General features: G+C 57.8%; 13 protein-coding genes. 7 read left to right on the top strand and 6 right to left on the bottom strand.

Features of this window, described 5'->3' with window-relative positions:
• Positions 1-39: 39 nt before the first annotated feature.
• Both ACP15R_RS19390 and ACP15R_RS19385 read right to left on the bottom strand, forming a co-directional pair.
• Complete coding sequence (locus tag ACP15R_RS19390; RefSeq protein WP_424987878.1) at positions 40-888, bottom strand: type 1 glutamine amidotransferase domain-containing protein; 849 nt, start codon at positions 886-888, stop codon at positions 40-42.
• Positions 889-1,018: 130 nt separating this feature from the next.
• Positions 1,019-1,909 (bottom strand): LysR family transcriptional regulator, encoded by an 891-nt coding sequence (locus tag ACP15R_RS19385; RefSeq protein WP_224868484.1) that lies wholly within the window; start codon positions 1,907-1,909, stop codon positions 1,019-1,021.
• A 147-nt stretch (positions 1,910-2,056) separates the two neighbouring features.
• On the opposite strand from ACP15R_RS19385, the gene ACP15R_RS19380 reads away from it, so the two are divergent.
• Genes ACP15R_RS19380 through ACP15R_RS19370 form a run of 3 tightly spaced genes read left to right on the top strand, consistent with a single transcriptional unit; the run spans position 2,057 to position 5,047 of the window.
• Positions 2,057-2,752 (top strand): histidine phosphatase family protein, encoded by a 696-nt coding sequence (locus ACP15R_RS19380; protein ID WP_224868485.1) that lies wholly within the window; start codon positions 2,057-2,059, stop codon positions 2,750-2,752.
• A gap of 16 nt (positions 2,753-2,768) precedes the next feature.
• Positions 2,769-3,974 carry an acyl-CoA dehydrogenase family protein gene (locus tag ACP15R_RS19375; protein ID WP_224868486.1) on the top strand — a complete coding sequence of 402 codons (1,206 nt, stop codon included), beginning with the start codon at positions 2,769-2,771 and terminating at the stop codon, positions 3,972-3,974.
• 29 nt (positions 3,975-4,003) lie between these two features.
• Positions 4,004-5,047, top strand: a complete 1,044-nt coding sequence (locus tag ACP15R_RS19370; RefSeq protein ID WP_224868487.1) for a phosphotransferase — start codon at positions 4,004-4,006, stop codon at positions 5,045-5,047.
• Positions 5,048-5,112: 65 nt separating this feature from the next.
• On the opposite strand, the gene ACP15R_RS19365 is transcribed toward ACP15R_RS19370, so the two are convergent.
• The 4 genes from ACP15R_RS19365 to ACP15R_RS19350 all read right to left on the bottom strand — a co-directional run bounded on the left by ACP15R_RS19365 (position 5,113) and on the right by ACP15R_RS19350 (position 11,548).
• Positions 5,113-7,248 carry an AsmA family protein gene (locus ACP15R_RS19365; protein ID WP_424987877.1) on the bottom strand — a complete coding sequence of 712 codons (2,136 nt, stop codon included), beginning with the start codon at positions 7,246-7,248 and terminating at the stop codon, positions 5,113-5,115.
• A 154-nt stretch (positions 7,249-7,402) separates the two neighbouring features.
• Positions 7,403-8,563 carry a lipase family protein gene (locus tag ACP15R_RS19360; RefSeq protein ID WP_224868489.1) on the bottom strand — a complete coding sequence of 387 codons (1,161 nt, stop codon included), beginning with the start codon at positions 8,561-8,563 and terminating at the stop codon, positions 7,403-7,405.
• Positions 8,564-8,588: 25 nt separating this feature from the next.
• On the bottom strand, positions 8,589-9,071 hold the full coding sequence (locus ACP15R_RS19355; protein ID WP_224868490.1) for a DUF4198 domain-containing protein: 483 nt from the start codon (positions 9,069-9,071) through the stop codon (positions 8,589-8,591).
• Between the two features lie 257 nt (positions 9,072-9,328).
• On the bottom strand, positions 9,329-11,548 hold the full coding sequence (locus ACP15R_RS19350; RefSeq protein WP_224868491.1) for a TonB-dependent receptor: 2,220 nt from the start codon (positions 11,546-11,548) through the stop codon (positions 9,329-9,331).
• 557 nt (positions 11,549-12,105) lie between these two features.
• Here ACP15R_RS19350 and hisB point away from each other — a divergent pair.
• From hisB to hisF, 4 genes are all read left to right on the top strand, one after another.
• On the top strand, positions 12,106-12,693 hold the full coding sequence (gene hisB, locus ACP15R_RS19345) for an imidazoleglycerol-phosphate dehydratase HisB (protein ID WP_010133126.1): 588 nt from the start codon (positions 12,106-12,108) through the stop codon (positions 12,691-12,693).
• 18 nt (positions 12,694-12,711) lie between these two features.
• Entirely contained in the window at positions 12,712-13,374 is a 663-nt protein-coding gene (gene hisH / locus ACP15R_RS19340; RefSeq protein WP_224868492.1) for an imidazole glycerol phosphate synthase subunit HisH, read from the top strand.
• Between the two features lie 210 nt (positions 13,375-13,584).
• Entirely contained in the window at positions 13,585-14,328 is a 744-nt protein-coding gene (gene hisA, locus ACP15R_RS19335; RefSeq protein ID WP_077407482.1) for a 1-(5-phosphoribosyl)-5-[(5-phosphoribosylamino)methylideneamino]imidazole-4-carboxamide isomerase, read from the top strand.
• 17 nt (positions 14,329-14,345) lie between these two features.
• Complete coding sequence (gene hisF / locus ACP15R_RS19330) at positions 14,346-15,116, top strand: imidazole glycerol phosphate synthase subunit HisF (protein WP_224868493.1); 771 nt, start codon at positions 14,346-14,348, stop codon at positions 15,114-15,116.
• The last annotated feature ends 462 nt before the right edge of the window (positions 15,117-15,578 follow it).

The following is a 15,578-nucleotide window of genomic DNA, read 5'->3' as shown; positions in this document are numbered from 1 at the left end:
TGGTCGCCAGCGACAGTGCTGGCGACGTGAACGTGGGGCTTAGGGCTCGGCGACAATGGCCATCATCTGGTGCGCGGTTTCGTAGCCGGAGTTCTGGTTCTGACCGGTGACAAAGCGGCGTTCATCATCCACGACAACGTGGGTGGCAAAGATGTCGCGGAAGGCGGTTTGCTTTTCATACTCGGCACCGGCCTTGCGCAGCTCGGTTTCCGGGTGCTGTGGGGTGACCTCGATACCCAGCTCCTTGATCTGCTTGTCGCTGACTCCGGTCATGCGGCGCCCGGCAATGAGCAGGTTGCCGTCCTTGTCCTCGGCCTTGATCAGGCCCAGCACACCGTGGCAAACCCCACCGATCACCGCGCTGCTATCGTAATAGGCCGCGCTGACCTTGCGTCCCAGGACATCGGAATAACCCAGGTCGTAGGCTGCACCCCAGCCGCCGGCCATAAAGATGATGTCGTACTGGGTAAAGTCGACCTCGTCGATACGCAGGGAATTCTTTACTTTGGCCTGCACTACCGCATCCTGCAGGTAGCGCTCGTCTTCCGCGGTGCGCACCGCGTAGAAGAAGGATTCCGGGTCCACGGGGATCTCGCCACCCTGAACACTGGCGATATCAACCTGCATACCGCCATCCAGGAAGGTGTAGTAAGGCACGGTCATTTCCGAGGCGAACACACCGGTCGCTTTGCCGGCGGTCTCGCCGGGCGCGTTCAGGGTGCCGTGGCTGGTAGTGATCACCAGTGCGCGTTTGCCCGGCAGTTCCACAATCTCGCCCTGATAACTCGGGTGCAACCCGGCCTTGTGCAGGATGGTGGGCAGCAGTGCGGCCAGTAATCCAAAAAAGAGCGCTACGCCTGCCGCGCCAATCAGTAGTTTCTTCGCCATGGTCTGTATCCCGAGCTTTATATATAGGCACAATATATGACAATATTTATTCAAGGAAAAGGATTGCTGGGCTCGCTCGCGCATCTGCGGTGAGTAATCGCCTTTGCAGGGCGATACCCGGTGTGGCATGTCAGGCGTTCAGGGCGTCCACGATCAACTCCCGCAGCCACTGGTGGGCCGGATCCTGCTCGGCGTTCTTGTGCCAGAGTAAACAGGATTCGATTTTGGGCACCGGGAATGGCAGGTCAAAGCAGTCCACGTTGTAGCGGCTGGCAAAGCTGCTGGGGGCGCTGAGGGCGAGACTGGAGGATTCCACAATCATCGGTGCGATGCGGTAGTGCTGGGCGCGCAGGGTGATCTTGCGGCGGCGGCCGAGCTTGTTCAGTTGCAGGTCCACCAGTCCTGGGCCAGAGCGGCGACTGGAGATGTGGATATGTTGCAGCGCCAGATAGTCGTCCAACGTCAGATTGTTGCTTACCTGGGGGTGGTCGCGACGCAACATGCACACGAAGTGGTCCTTGCCCAGGGGGTGCTGCTGCAGCTGGGTATTACCCATCATGGGCACGTCGATGGCGAAATCCAAGCTGTGGCTGGCAAGCTCCCGCTCCAGCTGCTCTCGCGGTACGTTGTAGGACTCCAGTTGCATATTCGGCGCCGCCTGCTGCAACCGTTCTACTAAGGCCGGCAACAGCATGGTCTCGGTGAGGTCGTTCATGCTCAGGCGAATGGTTTTTTCCGCACTGGCCGGGTCGAAGGTCACATTGGCGGTGGCGCTCTGGTGCAATTGCTGCAGCCCCGTTTTTACCTGCGCGATGATGGCCTCGGTAAATACTGTGGGTCGCATGCCCTGTGGGGTGCGCACGAACAGCTCGTCATTGAGAGCCTCTCGGGCGCGGGCAAGGGCGTTGCTCACTGCCGGCTGGGTAAGGTGCAGCTGCTCCGCGGCGCGGGTCAGGTTGCGCTCGCGATAAATGGTGTCGATCACCACGAACAGGTTGAGGTCGATGCGGTGGGGGTGCATGTCTTTCTATATGTGACTGGTTTTAAATACACTTCTGATAATTTTTGTGAATGTCGGTATATCAGAACAATTGATTTTAATGATTAAAAGCCCTGCGCTACATTGCGTCAATGGTATTCATTGATGGATGGGCGACGGGAGGTTGCGGTGGCAGAATTTTTTACCGTACGGCATGGGCAGGCGTCCCTGGGCAGCGACAACTATGACCAGTTGTCCGCCCTGGGGGAGCAGCAGTCCCGCTGGCTGGGCGAACACTTTCGCCGTCAGGGCACCCGCTTCGAGCGCATCCTGTGCGGCGATCTGTTGCGCCACCGGCAAACCGCCGAGGCCATCTGTGCGGGCATGCAGGGCGGGTCAGGTGAAGACCAGCAAACGCCGGCACTGGAATGCTTTCCCGAGCTGAACGAATTCCAGTTCAAGCAGGTGATGGGCGCGTTCTTGCAAAAGCACCCGGAGCGGCGCCCGCCGGACGGCGCCGATACCCGTGTTTTTTTCCGTGTGTTGCGCGACGCGATGCACGCGTGGATCGATGACGAGATCCAGGTTGAGGAAACCTGGGCTGGGTTTGAGCAGCGCGTGCAGCGGGGCATGGACATTATCGCCGAGGGCAATGGCCGCACCTTGGTAGTCAGCTCCGGTGGCACCATCTCCATGCTCACCCGGCTGGTGTTGAGTGCACCCTCGCAAACCGTGGTGCAGCTCAATATGCAGACTCGCAACACCTCCCTCAGCCGCTTTTTCTTTCAGGCACAGCGCGGCCGCGATTCGGTCAGCCTGCACTCCTTCAACCACACACCGCACCTGGAGCACCCCGAGCGCCAGGACGCCATAACTTACGCATAAAACGAGGCGATGCACTATGGATTTTGATTACACCGACAAGGTAAAAGGACTGCAGGCACGAGTGCAGCAATTTATGGAGGAACACATCTACCCGGCGGAAGCGCTCTATGAGGAGCAGCTCCAGCAAAACCGCTGGGATACGCCGCCGGTGATGGAAGAATTGAAAAAGAAGGCCAAGGCCGCGGAGCTTTGGAACCTGTTTTTGCCGGAGTCCGAATACGGTGCGGGCCTGACCAACCTGGAATATGCGCCACTCGCCGAGTTAATGGGGCGCTCGCTGATTGCCTCGGAAGTGTTTAACTGCAGTGCGCCGGATACCGGCAACATGGAAGTGCTGGCACGCTACGGTAGCGAAGAGCATAAAGCCCAGTGGCTGACGCCACTGCTAAACGGAGAAATTCGTTCAGCATTTGCCATGACCGAGCCGAAGGTGGCCTCCAGTGATGCTACGAATATCGAAACATCGATTCTACGCGACGGCGACGACTACGTAATCAATGGCCACAAATTTTATATCAGCGGTGCATCCAATAAGCACTGCAAAATCCTGATCGTAATGGGCAAAAGCGACGCGGATAATCCGGATCGCTATCGCCAGCAATCCATGATTTTGGTGCCCATGGATACCCCCGGGGTGGAAGTGGTACGTCCCATGCAGGTGCTCGGCTTTGACGATGCGCCAGAAGGTCACGCGGAAATTAAATTCAACAATGTGCGGGTGCCGGCGTCCAACATGCTGTTGGGTGAAGGGCGCGGTTTTGAAATTGCCCAGGGGCGCCTGGGCCCGGGCCGTATTCACCACTGTATGCGCCTGATTGGCCTTGCGCAGCGCGCGCTGGAAGCGATGGCCAAGCGGGCGAGCGAGCGCGAGGTGTTCGGTCGCGCCATGGCGCGCCATGGTGGTGTGCGCGAGGTGCTGGCAAAGAGCCAGTGTGAGATCGAGCAGGCGCGCCTGCTGACCCTGAAGGCCGCCGAGCGTATGGACAAGGTCGGCAACAAGGGGGCGAAGGATTTGATTGCGATGATTAAAATCGTCGCACCGCAAATGGCCTGCAATGTGCTCGACCGCGCGATTCAGATCCACGGTGCCGCCGGCCTGGGGCAGGATTTCTTCCTCGCACGGGGTTATTCCTACGCACGGATTATCCGCCTCGCGGATGGTCCGGACGAGGTGCATATGATGCAACTGGGGCGCGGTATTGCTGCGGCCTACGGTGCGTAATTCAGGGCGCGTAATTGGGAGAGGATGTTGTGAGTGAATTGAAACAGGCCGTTGATCAACTGGACGAAGCGCTGTTGGCAGAGTATCTCGCCGAACATATTGATGGCTTCAGCGGGCCGGTAACCGCGAGCAAATTTTCCGGTGGCCAGTCGAACCCGACGTTCAAACTGGAAACACCGGAACGGACTTATGTACTGCGCCGCCAGCCCCCGGGCAAACTGTTGAAAAGCGCCCACGCGGTAGACCGTGAATATCGGGTAATTAAGGCGCTGGCAAACACCGCCGTACCGGTGCCAGAAGTTTTCCACCTGTGCGAAGACCGCGATGTAATCGGCTCCATGTTCTATGTGATGTCGCACATGGAGGGGCGTATTTTCTGGGATGCAAAGTTGCCAGAAGTGGCCAAGGCCGAACGCACGGCCATGTACAACGAGATGGGGCGGGTGCTGGCAGACCTACACAGTGTGGATGTGGATGCGGCGGGGCTTAGCGATTACGGCAAGCCGGGTAACTACTTCGCACGGCAGTACGATCGCTGGTGCAGCCAGTATCGTGCATCTGAGATCGATAAAATCGACGCGATGGAGAAACTAATTGGCTGGCTCGGCGAGGCGCAGCCAGCGGACGACGGTCGTGTGTCGCTGGTGCATGGTGATTTCCGCCTCGACAATATGGTGTTTGCGCCACAGGAACCCAAGGTCATTGCGGTGTTGGATTGGGAATTGTCCACACTCGGCCACCCGTTTGCCGATCTCGCCTACCAGTGCATGCAGCTGCGTATGCCGGGTGGTATGGGTAATATTTCAGGGTTGATGGGCGCCGACCGCGCCGCGCTTGGTATCCCCTCTGAAGAGGACTATGTGGCGCAATACTGTGATCGTATGGGGATCGCGCAGATTGAGCACTGGACCTATTACTTAGCGTTTAGTTTCTTCCGTTTGGCCGCGATTGTGCAGGGGGTCGCCAAACGTGCGCAAGGTGGCAATGCGTCCAGCAAGGAGGCGTCCAAAGTCGGCGCCTTTGTCGAGCCTCTGGCGGCGATGGCGCTGGATATTATTCAAAAAGAAAGTTAGCAATACACCAAATAAAAAACGGGGCCACTGGCCCCGTTTTTTATTTCTATTGTGGAGTTGGTAGTTTAATCGCCGCGATTAAACAGCCCCTTGAAGCGATCTTTTAGCTTGTCGCGCAGCTTTTCGGATTTCTCTTCCAGCTGGTCGCCGTACTTCTTCTGCGCCTTGTATTTCAGTTCTTCACGGATCAGGTCATCCAGCCGGCGGCTGTCCGGTTTACAGGTGGTGGCACCGGCTTCAGAGAATTTCGCCTTGCAGCGCAGCGGCAGTGGGCGGTTGCGCCAGCGCGAATTCTGCACGGAACAGCCGTTACCGGAAGTTCGCTCGCCAACCAGTGCCAGGCCCAGGGCAAAATCAAAATTCTGCTGTTGCAGATTAATGGTGCCATCACCGCTCAGCGCGATGTTCTCAATCCCTGCATTGATACCATCTACCTTGGCTACATCACCATTTAAATTCACGCTGGCACGCAGGTCCTGCATGCGGGTCTGTGCGGGCCATTCGCGCTCTGGCATCGGCGTTTTCTCTGCGTAGCTCACCAGCTGGCACATGCCCTTTTCAAGGTTGAACGGGGCCAATGCCAGTTCCTGCGAGTTGAGTTGAACCGCGGCGCGCAGGTTCTTTTGCAGGGCCTGGGTGTCTGCGCCGGAGGTCTGGCCTACCCAGGTGAGGTCGGTTTTGCCGGACAGGGTGACTTTGTTCTGGTCGGCGGCCTGGGGCTCATCGCTGGCGAACAGGGCTTCCTGCACCTTGGAAATCTCCACGCCGCTCAGACCGCCGCTCAGTTCGCCGCGCGCGGACTTGCCGCGGGCATTGAATACGCCGGTGCTGTTCAGGGTGCCGCCGTATACACCGGCCGCCAGTTTGTTCAGTTGGTAGAGGCCGTTTTGCACATTGATGGCGAGCTCGGGTTTGTCGATATCGAAATCCAGTGCGTGTAGTTTGTCGAGTGTCAGATCCAGTTTGGCGTTAAAGCCGCGCATGGCCTCCAGTGGCAGTGGTACCGGCTTGGCTGCGGCAATATCCGCGCTGAGCTCATCCTGTTCCGGCGTGGCAACTGGTGGTGGCAGGTAGTCATCCACATTCAGGTCGCCGCCTTTGAGGCTTAGTGAGACAGTGGGCACGCCCTTGGCTCCGTTTGCCCCTTTGCTGTTATCAAGAGCGGCCTGATAACTGGCGCTGCCGGTAAAGGTATGTTCGTCGAGCACCAGTTCCAGCGGCTGCATATTCATCTGGCGGTCGCTACCGGTTACGTCGGTGTCGATTTTCAGTTTCTGCAGAGCGCTGGTGCTTTGTGGCTTGTAGCTACTGCCCACGGCAGCAAGCCAGCCGGAAACAGGCTCTACATTCACTTTCAGGTTCAACTGGATCTGCCAGGGTGCGTCGGCTTTGGCTCGGCGCACGTTACCGCGCAGGTACACTTCCGCACTCGCATCGTCGCCGCTGGTGAGCTTGATGGTAGCTGGCTGCAGGCGCAGGCCGTTCAGCCCTTCGTCAATGGCGAGGCTGCTGTGAATATTCAGGTCCACCGGCTCCGGGAAATCGCTGCCGGCAAGTTTTGCGCGCACTTGCACATCGCCGGGCTTGCCCCCGGGCACCAGATTATCGGCGGTAACATTCAATTCACTGATCGAGTATTCGCTGCCACTCTGTTTATCGGTGTAGCGCAGTAGGCCGTCTTCAAGGCGCAGTTCCTGCAGGGCCAGTTCCAGTCCGGCGCTGGGGGCGGCTTCCTGCTGGGGAACTTCTAAGGTGGGCGGCGTTTCACGCTGCTGCTTGGCATCCTGCTCTGCTTTGGCCTCGATGGCGTCGGTAATCAGCTCCCAGTTGCCCTTGCCGTTCTGGTCCACGGTAAGGGCGACTTGCGGAGCCAGTAATACAATCTCCTGGGCTTCGATACGCTTGTTGAGTAGTGGCATCAGCCCCACGCCAACGGCGACCTTGTCCGCCTGCAGCAGGGATTCACTGGGCAGGGCCAGTGGCGCGACTTTCACTCCTTCCAGCTTGAGTGCGATATTCGGCCACAACTGCCAGCCGATATCGCCGTCCAGCGTCAGGGAGACCCCCTGATCGGCTGCTAGCTGCACAATCTTGGGTTTGTACTGGTTGGCATCGAGACCGGAGAGGAACCAGGCGACGGCACCGGCAAACAGTGCAAAGAGAACAACGAGGGTGATAAGTCCGCGTTTGATCCAGGCCATACAGGGCGCATCCTTAATACTGAGAAAGGCGGGAAAGCGGCGCCTGCAAGGCAACATTAGCAGGCACCATGGATGCGACTATTGAAGCAGTTGCCGGTCAGAAATGAAACCGGCGGGGACAAAAAGCGTGAGCGCCTCCCATGGCGCTCATTCGTTAATGCTCGACGTTGCGCCCGGCGCGCATCACCAGCTCGGAGACCGCGGAGTGCATGCGGATAAAAATCGCCCGAATCAGCGCGGCAGTGATGTTGACGCTTTCACTCACCGTGATGCCAATCAGTTTGCCGAGGCGCACCAGCAGGCGGGTGACCCAGTAAGAGGCTTTCTTGCCAAAGTCGTAGGCTTTTTTCAGGAAGATCGCCATCTGGTCGAGTAGGGTAAAGGCGGTGCCACCGCCCACTACCAGTGCGATACCGGTTAGCTCCACCACTTTCTTCAATACCCACATAACCGCTTCAGCGGCTACCCATGCCGTATTCAGGGTGAGCGACAGCGGCCCATCGGATTTCAGCCAGCTTTCAATACTGCGGGTAATGGGCGCGGGTGGGCGCTTTTTGCGTACCAGTTCCCAATTGTGCTTTATCTCCGAGCCGGATAGGGAGCCAATGTAGTTTTCCATCTTGTGATATTCAATGGGATTGAGTGCCACGCTGGAATTCAGCAATAGATCGCCAAGTCCACCATTGGGTACATGGATAAATGGCCAGGTTGGCACCATGGGTACCGGATCGGTACGGTGGTATACCCGAAAGATATTTTTCTCTCCCAGGCGACGCAGTGCGCCCTCGGAAAAAAGACTCAGGCCTACACGTGGGCTGCCAAAAGTGTACAGGTTTACCGCGCAGCCACTTTTTGCTTTCAGGTAGTCGGCAGCCAGGGTCGCAAGCGCGCCGCCCAGGCTGTGGCCGACACAGTGGACTGTGTGGATGTCAGGGGGCAGGTTTGCGAGAAACTGATCGAGCTCCGGCAAAAATGATTGAAAGGCGTAATAGAAGCCCTGATGGACGAATCCTCCGGTATTGAATTGTTTCAGGCCTGCGTTCAGGTCGGTAAGCCCGTCGTATCCGTTGGAGGTCCCCTTTAACGCAATCAGCGCTTCACCCTTGCGCTGCTTGATGCCGGTAGCCGCCAGACCCAGCGACTGTTCTTTTTTTAGAAGGATGAATGCGCCAGTCTTGCCCTGCAGATTGGCGTCATCTTTGAATGCGAACTGATCTGCGTACAGGTCGAAAAATAATTTCCGTGTATTCTGGTTTGTAATCAGATAGATATCATTCGCAATGTTTGCGCTGAGTTCCGGGGTTAGCTGAGCCATGTGAAATCCTTTTCGACATAAATTGTTAGCTTTCTTGTGGCAAAGTGCAGCGGGTGCCAAGAATGGACCCGAAGGCTCTCGTTGTTATGGACTCGCTGGTAAGTTCGCAGGACAGTTTCAGCGGTTCACCGTCCATCTCGCTATTCAGTTCGGTTTTGCGCTTGGCGTAGTTCCAGATTTCGTATTCCTTACCTTCATATTGCACGGTCAGAAACTGTGCTGAGACAAACTCCATCGGGAAAAACTTGAGGTAGTAATTTTCAAATTCTGCCGGAAGTGTGACCTGTCCATTCCCGTCGGCGGTGAATTCATCTACATGCTCTTTACGCCATTCGATTGTACGAGTGATTTTCGCCCCGGTTGCAGGCTTTCCATCAAAGAAAAGTGAGATCTGCATTTCAGAAAAGGTGCAGGCTTTGAGTGGGTTCAGGTTCGACATGGCAGCTCCGGGCCAAGGTAGGGCAAGAATGATCAGTACCACCGTAAAAATGATAATAATTTTTTGCACTGATTGTTCGTCCGTGATTTTTGTTTGAGCAAACAATTTAAAGCGGAAAAATGGGCTTGTCGAGGATGGGTTTGAAAATGGTTTTAATTGGTACTTACGTGCTGCAAAAAAACAATATTCCGCAGTGTGTTGCGCGTTTTTAACGTTGTAATTGGTGCGGATTGGGCAATCGGACGGCCATAAAAAACGCCCGGCAGGTTTCCCTGTCGGGCGTTTCTCATAGAGCCTCGGTTGCGGCGTAGGCCGCAGCCTGGTGCTTAGAACTGGAAGCGTACGCCCGCCTCAACACTGCGTCCGACTTCCGGAGCGAAGTCACGCAGTAGAGAAGTGGACTGACGAATTTCTTCGTCCAGCAGGTTGCGCGCGCTGGCGAACAGAACGGCATTGTTGCCGCCGATGTTCAGGTTGTAGTGCGCGGTCAGGTCCATGCGGGTGTAGCCCTCGGTTCCCTCTTCAAAGGCACCGGCGCGTTCCTGTGCAGACGCTTTGGTGGTGCGCAGCTGCCAGTTCCACTGGTCGTAGTTGCCACCGAAGGCCAGGCCAACACGCAGCGGCGGCATACGCGGGACCGCACGGCTGTTGTCGACGATCTCTTCGTGCTCGTGGCCTTCCTCTTCCTCGTGGTGCAGTTCGAGGTCGCTGGTGAAGCTGGCGCGCACGCTGTCACCGAACAGTTCTACGTAGTGACCGCCGGCGAAGGGGTAGCGCACGGACGCTTCAGCACCGTAGAAGACCGCATCGCGGTTGGTGTAGCCGTAGATCGCCAGGCCTTCTTCTTCGTGTTCCTCTTCGAGGTGCACTTCGCCTTCTTCATGTCCTTCTTCGAAGAGCTCGCCGGTGTTGGCGGCGTAGATGTAATTGTTTACGCGGTTGTAGAACAGGTTGGCTTCAACCTGTAGCGCGTGCCAGCCGGAACCGCCTTCGTTGTGGTGGTGGTAACCCAGTTCCAGGTTGAAGGAGTTCTCTTTATCAAGATCTTCTTCGCCTTCCAGATAGCGTGCTTCCGCCAGGTGCTCACCATCGGCGAACAGCTCTTCGGCCACCGGCGCGCGCTCGGCGTGGGTCAGGCCGAAGCTCAGGTGCTGGTGCTCGGCCAGGAAGTACTGCAGGGTGCCGCTCAGGCCCAGTAGGTTGAAGTCCTGAGACGCGCCTTCCTGCGGGTCGATGGTGACCTGCTCCAAGCGGCCGCCCAGATCCAGGTGCCAGTTACCCCAGGTGCGTTCCTTCATGGTGAACACGCCGATGCTCTGGGTGTTGCTCGGCTGGATAAACGCTTCGTCACCCACCGCGGCAAAGTCTTTGTCGCTCAGTTGCAGGCCGTAAGCGCCACGCCACAGGCCGCCGTTGTCGTGGGTGATTTCCACGCGGGTTTCCCACGCTTTATTGGTGAAGCGGGTGCCTTCGACGTCTTCTTCCAGCTCAACGTGCTCGTAGTCGTTGTAGCCCAGACGCACGCTCAGTTTTTCCCAGTATTCGCTGTTGAAGCGGTGCTCGCCCTTCAGGTCGTAGCGGGTTTGCTGCAGGGCGATGCGCACGGCTTCTGCGCCTTCTTCTTCGTGCTCCGCGTGCTCTTCGGCGGTTTCGCCGGCGTGCTCTTCTTCTTCATGATGGTGTGCGTGTGCGCCCAGCGGGATACCGTAGTTGTTGTCCAGCTGGTTTACGGAGAAGCCGACAAAACCGGTGTCGGTGATCCAGGACAGGCCACCGCTGTAGCTGCTGGCGCGGGAGTTGGTGTTACCCACGAAGCCGTCGGTGTTGAATTCTTCCTCGTGCGCTTCATGGGCTTCGCCAGCCATTTCGTCGGCGTGCTCTTCATGCTCTTCGTGATGCACGATGGCTTCGCCCGGGATCTGGGTGTTGCCGTTCTCGCGATATACGCCGTCCAGGTACCAGGCCAGCTGACCGGCACCGCCGTTCAGGCGGAAGACACCGGCGTCTTGGCTGTTGCCGCTGTCGTGACGCAGTTCAACAGCGCCTTCCATTGCTTCCGGTACTTCGCTGGGGATACGGCCGTCGAGCACGTTTACTACGCCGCCGATGGCGCCGCTGCCGTAACGCAGGGCCGCCGGGCCGCGCAGGATTTCAATGCGCTCGGCCAGTAAGGGCTCGATACTGGCGGCGTGGTCTGAGGAGGTGTTGGATGCGTCGGATACGTCCAGGTTGTCGCTCAGCACGCGCACGCGGTTGGCGCTCTGGCCGCGAATCACCGGCAGGCCAACGCCGCTACCGAAGGAAGCATTGGCCACGCCCAGCTGGTTAGTCAGGGTCTGACCCAGGGTGCCGGCAGCTTGCTGGCGCAGTTCTTCGCCGGTGAGGATGGAAACCGGGGCGGCGACTACATCGGCAGGCTTGGCCAGTGGGGAAACGGTGACATTCACCAGCTCCAGGTTTTCGTTCTTGTCAGTGTCGTTTTGAGCGTAGGCAGCAGAAGACAGCGCGCAGGCAACGGCCAGCGCCAGAGTGTTTACTCGGTACATTGTTTTTTATCCTGTCGAACACGGGCAGCGGCCACCCAAGAGGCCGACACCCGGAAAATAAGCGTTATTAGGTCGCCCGGCGGCCCGGTAACGGCGGCATGGCGACAGAGAGATCAGCTAAGAGACAGGATTGCGGGCGGCCCGCGGGCGGACTGGCGTTCCGGTTGGCAGTCGCGTGCTGCTGGGGCCTGCTGCTCAATGTAAAGCGGTGCGAGGTCGTCGGAAACAAAAGTGAGGTCACTACCACCGAGGGCGGGGGCGTGATTATTGGACAGGTCGCACAGCTGGTGCGCGCGATCTTCGATGTGAATATGCTCCGCCGCTACCGGTTGCGCGAGCATCAGCGCAAACAGCAGGCATAGGCTGACCCAGACGGGGGTCTTATGGCGGGGACATAGGTTCATGCCGCGTATGATATTTGATCTTTGGGGTGAATCAAGTTACATCTGAGACTATCCCCCAAATTTCGCCTCATTTGGGCGTATAATCCGCGCCATCTATCCTCTGGGGCCGGCCGAGCGGGTCATCCCCACCTCGCAATAAAGGATGTAGTCCCTATGCGCACCGCCAGCGTCAACCGCGACACTCTGGAAACCAAGATCCAGGTCAGCCTTAACCTCGACGGCAAAGGTACCGGCAAATTCAACACCGGCGTTCCATTCCTCGAGCACATGATGGACCAGATTGCCCGTCACGGCATGATCGACCTGGACATCACCTGTGACGGCGACGTGCATATCGACGACCACCACACCGTGGAAGATATCGGCATCACCATCGGCAAGGCCATAAACCAGGCCGTCGGCGACAAGAAAGGCATGACCCGCTACGGCCACGCCTACGTACCACTGGATGAGGCCCTGAGCCGCGTCGTCATCGACTTCTCCGGCCGCCCGGGGCTGACCATGAACGTGCCCTTTACCCAGAAGCGCATCGGCAACTTCGATACCGAGCTGTTCTACGAGTTCTTCCAGGGTTTCGTAAACCACGCGCTGGTCACCGTGCACATCGACTGCATCCGCGGCTTCAACGCCCACCACCAGATCGAGACCGTGTTCAAGGCCTTCGGCCGCGCCCTGCGCATGGCCCTGACCCCGGACCCGCGCATGGAAGGCGCCATGCCCTCCACCAAGGGCGTGCTGTAAGCCAGGAGACTGCTCAAGATGCAAAAGATCGTCGTCCTCGACTACGGCATGGGCAACCTCCACTCCGTGGCCAGCGCCCTGCAAAAGGTCGCCCCCGATGACCAGGTCGTCCTCGCCACTACACCGGAAGAAGCCGAAGGCGCTGACCGCCTGATCGTCCCCGGCGTCGGCGCCATCCGCGACTGCATCGAAGGCTTCATTCGCCCCGGATTCGTACCCCTGCTGAACCAGAGCATCGAATCCGGCATGCCCATTCTGGGTATCTGCGTGGGTATGCAGATCATGATGTCGCAGAGCGAAGAGAACGGCGGCGTTGACTGCCTGAGTATCTTCCCGCAACCGGTGAAATTCTTCGGCACGGACCTGCATGATAAAGGAGCGGATGGCGCCCGCGGCCCAAGGTTAAAAGTGCCACATATGGGCTGGAACCGTGTAAAGCCGACCATCGATCACCCCATGTGGAACGGCATCGAAAGCGGTAGCCGCTTCTACTTTGTGCACAGCTACTATGTGCCCGCCGAAAACAACGATGCCGTTGCCGGCCAGACCGACTACGGTGTGCCGTTTGCGGCTGCGGTTACCAAGAACAATATTTTCGCTACCCAGTTCCACCCTGAAAAAAGTGCGGATGCGGGTATGCAGTTGCTGAAAAATTTCGTTGGCTGGAACGGCTCAAATTAGAAAATATTTTTTCTGCTAACGAAGTAAGAATCTAATTCGAGAAGGTGGAGTGTCGGACTTAGGGTTTCGGAAGCGTCGGCAACAGGGATGTTGCCGACGCAGCGTACAGGGACGTATTCACAGCGGTTCCGAAACCCTAAGTCCGATGCTTCACCGCCACAGAACCGGATAAAAACACCCCGGGGCCTAGAGCTACAGGAAGTTATACAAATGATCGTAATCCCAGCCATTGATCTGAAAGACGGCCAGTGCGTGCGCCTGCGCCAGGGTGAAATGGAAGACGCGACCGTCTTCTCCGACGACCCGGTTGCCACCGCCGAACACTGGCTCGGCCAGGGTGCCAAACGCCTGCATATCGTCGACCTCAATGGTGCCTTCGCCGGCAACCCCGTGAACGGCGACGCCGTCAACGCCATCGCCCGCCAGTTCCCGCAATTTCCTATCCAGATCGGTGGCGGCATCCGCGACCTCAAAACCATCGAATGGTATCTGGAGGCCGGCGTCAGCTGGACCATCATCGGCACCGCCGCCGTAAAGAACCCCAAGCTGGTGAAAGAAGCCTGCCGCGAGTTTGAAGGTCACATCATCGTCGGCCTCGACGCCAAAGACGGCCTCGTCGCCACCGAAGGTTGGGCCGAAGTTTCCGACGTGCAGGCCACCGAACTGGCCAAACAGTTCCAGGACTGTGGTGTCAGCGCCATCGTCTACACCGATATCGCCCGCGACGGCATGATGCAGGGAGTGAACCTCGAATCCACCATGGATCTCGCCCGCGCCGTACAGATCCCCATCATCGCCTCCGGCGGTGTCAGCTGCATCGAAGACATCGAACAGCTGCTGAAAGCCGGCGACGACAAAACCGAAATCTTCGGCGCCATTACCGGGCGGGCCATCTACGAAGACAAGCTCGACCTGCGCAAAGCACAGGAACTGTGCGACAACTGGACCAAATAACTTACCGGGAACCGACCATGGGCCTCGCCAAACGCATTATTCCCTGTCTCGACGTTGACGCCGGTCGCGTCGTCAAAGGCGTTAACTTTGTCGACATCCGCGATGCCGGTGACCCGGTAGAAGTCGCTCGTCGCTACAACGAAGCCGGTGCCGACGAAGTCACCTTCCTCGACATCACCGCCACCCACGAAGGCCGCGACACCACCCTGCACACCGTAGAAAAAATGGCGTCAGAAGTGTTTATCCCGCTGACCGTTGGTGGTGGCGTGCGCGAGCTACAGGACATCCGCAACCTGTTGAACGCCGGTGCGGATAAAACCGCGATCAACTCCGCCGCCGTATTCAATCCGGATTTCGTGCGCGAAGCCGCCGACCGCTTCGGCAGCCAGTGTATCGTCGTCGCGATTGATGCCAAGCAGGTGGGTAATGACAAGGAGCCCAAATGGGAAATCTTTACCCACGGCGGACGCAAGCCCACCGGTATCGACGCGGTGGAGTGGGCGAAGAAAATGGATAGCTACGGCGCCGGCGAAATCCTGCTGACCAGCATGGACAGAGACGGTACCAAAAATGGCTTTGATCTGGCGCTGACCCGCGCGATTTCCGATGCGGTATCGGTACCGGTGATTGCTTCCGGCGGTGTGGGTAATCTGCAGCACCTGGCCGACGGTGTATTGAAGGGCGGGGCCGACGCGGTCCTCGCGGCGAGCATCTTCCACTTCGGTGAATACACCGTGGGTGAAGCCAAGGCCTTTATGCAGGACGCGGGAATTGAAATGCGACTGTAGGTGCTCTATCTAAATGTTTCGCCCTTCTAGCCCGCCGTTCCTGCGGGCTTCTTAATTCTCAAAAGTCACATTGCTCATTTTTGTTCCCAAGAATGTGAATTCGTGTGTAATTGCCTGTAATTGACTTGGTTTTGTCAGCACGTTATACGTGATCCCTCATCTCTTTCTCGAAAAAGGCCCAGCGGCACCCGGGTCTGGATATGATCCAGGAGTTCGCTATGTCCGCTATTCCATCACCGGTTTCCGACGGTAGCCGAAATAAAAGGTTGGATGTTCTACGAGGTGTTGCAGTTCTTGGCATACTCGCGATGAATATTTGTGCTTTTGCGCATCCCTCCGGTTACTACGGTAACCCTATTTTCTATGGGGAGACCGAACGGACGCCCCGACTCACTTAGTCTATTTTCATGCCCTTGTTTTCGCGATCTGGGGGGCAGTTGGTATGGAGTCCTATATGGTTGG

The organism is Microbulbifer sp. S227A, assembly GCF_049800935.1.
Note: the sequence above shows the minus strand (reverse complement) of the source record. Positions and strands in the feature narration are given on the sequence as shown.